The organism is Frankia sp. AiPs1 (assembly GCF_023716945.1).
Taxonomy (GTDB): domain Bacteria; phylum Actinomycetota; class Actinomycetes; order Frankiales; family Frankiaceae; genus Frankia.
This window is the reverse complement of record NZ_JAMQQF010000407.1, coordinates 1-5,486: the sequence shown is the minus strand read 5'-3', so window position 1 is coordinate 5,486 and position 5,486 is coordinate 1. Positions and strand designations below refer to the sequence as shown.

7 protein-coding genes are annotated in these 5,486 nt (G+C 71.9%); 5 read left to right on the top strand and 2 right to left on the bottom strand.

The window, feature by feature from the left end; genetic code table 11:
• A partial coding sequence (locus ND748_RS24050) for a hypothetical protein (protein ID WP_251748233.1) occupies window positions 1-252 on the top strand: 252 nt, incomplete at its 5' end.
• 30 nt (window positions 253-282) lie between these two features.
• Here the strand turns inward: ND748_RS24050 and ND748_RS24045 are convergent.
• Window positions 283-585: a DUF2530 domain-containing protein gene (locus tag ND748_RS24045; protein ID WP_251748232.1), complete on the bottom strand. Its 303-nt coding sequence runs from the start codon at window positions 583-585 to the stop codon at window positions 283-285.
• Between the two features lie 205 nt (window positions 586-790).
• Between ND748_RS24045 and ND748_RS24040 the strand changes: the two genes are divergently transcribed.
• Together ND748_RS24040 and ND748_RS24035 are read left to right on the top strand one after the other, a co-directional pair.
• Complete coding sequence (locus tag ND748_RS24040; RefSeq protein WP_251748231.1) at window positions 791-1,375, top strand: lytic polysaccharide monooxygenase auxiliary activity family 9 protein; 585 nt, start codon at window positions 791-793, stop codon at window positions 1,373-1,375.
• A gap of 156 nt (window positions 1,376-1,531) precedes the next feature.
• Window positions 1,532-3,139, top strand: coding sequence for an FAD-dependent oxidoreductase (locus tag ND748_RS24035; protein ID WP_251748230.1), 1,608 nt, complete (start codon window positions 1,532-1,534; stop codon window positions 3,137-3,139).
• A 21-nt stretch (window positions 3,140-3,160) separates the two neighbouring features.
• On the opposite strand, the gene ND748_RS24030 is transcribed toward ND748_RS24035, so the two are convergent.
• Complete coding sequence (locus ND748_RS24030; protein WP_251748229.1) at window positions 3,161-4,042, bottom strand: sulfotransferase; 882 nt, start codon at window positions 4,040-4,042, stop codon at window positions 3,161-3,163.
• A 265-nt stretch (window positions 4,043-4,307) separates the two neighbouring features.
• Between ND748_RS24030 and ND748_RS35125 the strand changes: the two genes are divergently transcribed.
• Both ND748_RS35125 and ND748_RS24025 read left to right on the top strand, forming a co-directional pair.
• Window positions 4,308-4,451: a putative leader peptide gene (locus ND748_RS35125; protein ID WP_374216018.1), complete on the top strand. Its 144-nt coding sequence runs from the start codon at window positions 4,308-4,310 to the stop codon at window positions 4,449-4,451.
• A 470-nt stretch (window positions 4,452-4,921) separates the two neighbouring features.
• On the top strand, window positions 4,922-5,413 hold the full coding sequence (locus tag ND748_RS24025; protein ID WP_251748227.1) for a winged helix-turn-helix domain-containing protein: 492 nt from the start codon (window positions 4,922-4,924) through the stop codon (window positions 5,411-5,413).
• The last annotated feature ends 73 nt before the right edge of the window (window positions 5,414-5,486 follow it).

The window sequence follows — 5,486 nt, the reverse complement described above, 5'->3', positions numbered from 1 at the left end:
ACCCCGTACCGCGTGCACCGGCCGCTGCTGGTCGAGGACCTGACCGGCCGGCCGACGAGGGTGCCGTGGCGGGTGTTCGGCGGGATCGGCGGCGAGGTGCACGTCGATGCCGACGCCGGCCCGGACGCGCTGGCCCGGGCGTTGGCCTGGCGCGGCGGGCAGTGGGATCGGCGGCACGCGCTCGCCGCGGAGCTGCGCGACCCGACGGGTGCGGCCTTCCGTGCGGCGGAGGACGATCTCGACGAGACGTGAGCCGACGGGACATGAGCCGGCGGGAGCCGGCTATCCCTGCCGGCCCCGCAGCCGGTTGCGGCGGCGGATCACGACCCACAACCCGGCGAGCCCGAGCCCGAACCCGCAGATCGCGGTGGCCAGCCACCAGAGGTGGCCGTCGTCGCGCAGGTCGTCCAGGAACACCAGCATGACCAGCGCGGCGACGGCCCACAGGACCGTGCCAACGGCGACGGAGATGACGCCGTCGTAGGGCAGCGGCTGTGGCGCCGGCGGGGCGGTCGAGGCCGGCCCGCCGGCGACTCCCGCGGCGGGGTCGCCCGCGGCGGGATCGCTGTTCGCTGACGCACTCATCCCGCCGACGGTACCCGCCCCCCGCGGGCCCGGACCGCCGGGACGCCCCGACTCGACCGGAACGCGGCGCCCGATCCTGGTCCGGGGCTTTCCGTAAAAAACTCCGGAATTGACTCGGAAGAGTTTCAAAAAATCATCGGCAGAAGCCGCCGGTTTCCCGTGTTTCGGGAATGCAAACCAAGGGGTCCGACGCTACCGTTACACCATGACTCAGAGCAAAGTAGAGCCGCGCCACGGTACGGTCTCCGAACCGGCCTCCCGCGCGCACATATATCTCGCCGAATGGCAGTCAGCAGGCCTGGAATCAGGGAAGTTCTTCCCGGCGACGCAGGCCGGACTGGCCGATCCGTCTGCACCGGACGATGTCCGCAACGATGCTCCGCCCGCCGACGGGAAGATTGCCAGCGCCGGCCAGGACTATGCCGCCGAACTGGACAAGCCGGGATCGGACTGGCAGAAGCATCCCGTCGCTGCCGGCCAGCGGCTCACCATCACCTGGAGTTTCCATGCCCCGCACAAGACGCGGCGGTGGAACTACTTCCTGACCCGGGAGGGCTGGGACCCGAACGCCCCGCTGAGCCGGGCCCAGTTCGAGTCGAATCCCATCCATCAGGTCCAGAACAGCGGGCAGCCCTACTGGTCGGCCGACGACCTCGTGCCGGAGAACCCGACCCGGCACACGATCGTGCTGCCGCAGCGGCAGGGCTACCACGTCCTGCTCAGCGTCTGGGAGGTTGCCGACACCGCCAAGGGCTTCTACCAGATCATCGATCTCGATTTCACCGGGTGACGCTGGTCCCGTCCGCCGGCCGGCTTCGGTAGGCGGACGGGACGTGCCCGGTCACGACGGCGGACGAGTACCAGACCTCCGGACGAGTACCAAACCCCAGACGACGATGAAGGCAGGTGGGCAAACCATGCGCGAGGCCAACCACGGACGACTCCCATGACCGCGCGAAGTGCCGCCGACGCACTGCGCGAAGCGATGATCGGCCGGGGTGGGCCGGAGGCGACGGGCTGGACGGGCTCGCTCGAGCTGCCCCCGGCGCCCCGCGCGGGCGCCACCGTAGCCGTCCTCGGCGCGGGGGTCGCCGGGTTGACCGCGGCGTACGAACTCGGCCGGCTGGGCTACCGGTGCACCGTGCTGGAGGCGTCGGACCGCGCGGGCGGCCGCAACCGCACCGCCCGCGGCGGCGACGTGCTCCGCGAACTCGGCCCGACCGGCGAGCCGGTCACCACCCACCGGTGCTCCTTCGGCGAGGGGCTCTACCTCAACCTGGGGCCCGGCCGCATCCCCCATCACCATCGCCGGATGCTCGACTACTGCCGTGCGTTCGGCGTCGACCTCGAGCCGTACATCATGGAGACGACGGCGAACGTCGTCCACCTCGCCGACGGCCGCGTCGTCCGATGGCGCAACCGGCAGGTCGCCAACGACACCCGCGGGCACCTGGCGGCGATGCTCGCCGAGACCCTCGTGCAGCGCGACGCCGAGACCGGGGAGCTGCTGGACCTGCTGCGGGTGTTCGGTTCGCTGGCGGACGACCACAGCTACGACGGCTCCACCCGCTCCGGGTACATCGAGGATCCCGACGTCCACGACTTCCCTCGCCCGGCGCCGCCGATCCCCTTCCGGGACCTGCTTGAGTCGGGATTCTGGCGGCACAGCTTCTACCAGCCGGTGGATTATCTGTGGCAGGCCACGATGTTCCAGCCGGTCGGCGGCATGGATCGCATCGTGACCGCCTTCGAGCGGGAACTCCGCAGCCAGTTCGGCGAGGTCATCGAGCTGAACTCCGAGGTCACCACGATTCGGCTGCTCGACGAGGGCAAGGTGGCCGTCGAATACCAGCGCGACGGCCAGTCTCGGACGCTGGTCGCAGACTACTGCGTGAGCAGTATCCCGCTGCCGGTACTGCGGGGAATCTCGACGAACTTCTCCGCCGAGTTCGACGCGGCGATCAGTGCCGTCGGGTTTGCGGACACCTGCAAGGTCGGCTGGCAGGCCGAGGAGCGTTTCTGGGAGAGCGACGCCGACCAGATCTACGGCGGGATCAGCTGGACGAATCATCCGATCACTCAGATCTGGTATCCGAGCAATGACTACTTCTCGGCGGCGGGCACCGTGACCGGCGCCTACAACTTCGCCGGCGTGGCGGCGAAGTTCGGTGATCTGGCGCCGCCGGAGCGGTTGGCGCAGGCCCGGGCCGGGGCGGCGGAACTGCACCCGCGGTTCGCCGACGAAGGCGTCGTCCCCACCGCGAAGGGCATCACGATCGCCTGGCACAAGGTGCCCCACCAGCTCGGCGGCTGGGCTGACTGGGATCCGGGAAACCCCGACCACATGCGGGCCTACAAACAGCTTCTCCAGCCCGAGGGGGAGGGGCGTTTCTACGTGCTGGGCGACCAGAGCTCCCCGCTGCCCGGCTGGCAGGAGGGCGCGATGATGTCAGCCCACTACGTGATCGGGCAGATCCAGGGCGTCATCCCGCGCACCGTGCCCGAACCCGTCCGGGTGCCCGATTCGGTCGCCCTCACCCAGGGTTCTCGCTGACCCGGCGGCGCTGGGCGCCGATCAGTCCGAGGCCGGACCGAGCGCCCAGCGCCGTCCCGTCACCTGGTCGAGCAGGTCGAGATCGGCGCCGAAATCGGCATGCAGCCGCGCGGCCACAGCCGGATCGAGCCGCCGCGCCGCGGCCGCCACCGCCGGCTCGGCGCACCGCGGGCCGATCGGCTCGCCGCACCACTCAGGCTCGCCGCACCACTCAGCCTCGCCGCACCACTCAGCCGGGACCTCGGCGGGCGGGCCGGGCCAATCGACAGCGCCGGCACCGCGGAGGCGGCCGAGGCCGAGGAAGCGATGGACGCGGCCCAGCGCGATCGCCGGATCCGCGCACAGTTCGGGGTAGGACACGAGGAGCACCTGCTGGCGCGCGAAGAGGGTGTACAGGCGCTGCACCTGGGCCCCGTACCGGCCCAGGGCCCGATACCGCCACGGCCAGGACGAGGCGGTGCGGGCCCGCGCCGCCTCCGCCGCCAGGGCGCCCTCGAAGTCGGCGATGGGCTCCAGACCGGACGCACACATCCGTAGCCAGTGGGCGTGGGCCCGCGCGGCCGGATCCCGCAGCAGGGCGACGAGCCGCACGTAGGGCAGCACCTCGTGCAGGTGCCGCAGCGCCGTGAAGTCCGCCAGGTGGTAGGGGGCACTCACGCCGCGCAGGAGGCCCGCGGGCGCCGGTTCGACCAGGGCCTCGAACCGCGCCCGGCGACGCGCCACAGCCGGGCCCTCCGCCCCCGCACCACCCTGTGCCGTTCCCCGGGCGGCCGACGCGACAGCGGTCGGCGGGGTGAGCGCGGTGGCGGGAAGGTAGACGGCCGGGCAGCGGCGCAGGTCGGCGAGGAGGATCTCCATGCCCGCGTCCGGCGCGCCGATCACGAGGAAATCAGGCAGCGCCATGAGATCTCCTGTTCTCGGCAGCTTCGCGTCTGCGACCAACGGATGCCGAACGATCCGCCAGTCTATTCCGACTTCCCCACCGGAAAAATCGACTTTGCCTGACCATCGGCGCGACTTCCGAGGGTCCCGACCAATCGGTGCAAATCAGGTTGACCGGGACACGATGCCGCCTGCCCAGAAACCCTCACCCACCCGCCGATCGACCGCGCGGACCTGGAGTCCCACGCCTCCGCTGCCACCCATTCGATGCATGACATAACACCATGTGAAGCAAGTCACACTTTTATTCTCTTGGCGGCGGCGGGAACAGTGTGCTTCCGTTGCTCTTGTGTTGAAGCGGCTGATCCTGGTCACCCGGAGCCATATCGATCTGCTCCGCGTCGCCTCGGCTGCCTGTCCGGCTCTCTGACGGGCGGCCGCCAGCCGCACCACCGGCGCCCGGCGCCTTCGGGCCGACCGGAGCCGCCGCAAGGGCTCCGACTCCCGGCCCAGTGAGGTCCGGCCTCGGCCTGCAGAGGGCCGCCGGCACCGCCACGAGCCCGTAGTCGATCAGGCGCACCCCATCGTCGCGGTGGCCACCACATCCCTCCATGCCACCGGCGAGGACGCCCGGCACCGATGTCGCGCGCCGGTCCACACCAGCTCGGCCGCCCCATCGTCGCGGTGCCCGAGCGCTGCCCGGCCCATGGCCCGCGCCCATCGAAACCGGGATCGGGACCAGCCCCGCCGCCACCGCCCGCACAGGATTCCCGCCCCGCCCAAGGGACCGCCCGGTTCCGAGGCTCGCCCGGCTCCAAGGCTCGCCCGGCTCCACAAGCCCACCCGGCCCGCGCCCACAGGTCCCGGCGACCGGGAGAACCACTGACCGAAAGGCCAGCGATGCCCCCGCAGACGACCGCCCTCCCCTACCGGCCGCGCCTGGTGACCACGCCGCCGCGCACGCCCGTCGGGACGGCGGCGACCCTTCCCCGTCAGCCCGCCCCAGTCCCGGCACACGCGCGGGCGACCGCGCTACCGGCCCGGCCGGACCACCGCCCGACCGCCCAGACCCCGCCCCGCTCGGGGGTGTGGATCGATCGGACCGCCTGGCTCGCGACCGTGGACGGGCGGGCGCTGCAGTTGACCTACCTCGAGTTCGAGGTGCTGGACTTCTTCGTCCACCACCCCGGGCAGGCACACAGCCGGCAGGCGCTGCTGTCCTCGGTGTGGGGACACCAGGCCGACGACGCCACGTCCCCGGACGTGCGCACGGTCGACGTCCTCGTGACCCGGCTGCGGCGCAAGCTCGGCCCCGAGCACCGGTACCGGATCGAGACGGTCCGCCGGGTGGGCTACCGCTACCGCCCGCTCGACCCGACCGTGGCGTCCTGAGCGGGGCGGCCCGAGCGAGGCGGCCCGAGCGAGGCGGCCCGAGCGAGGCGGCCCGAGCGAGGCGGCCGCTCAC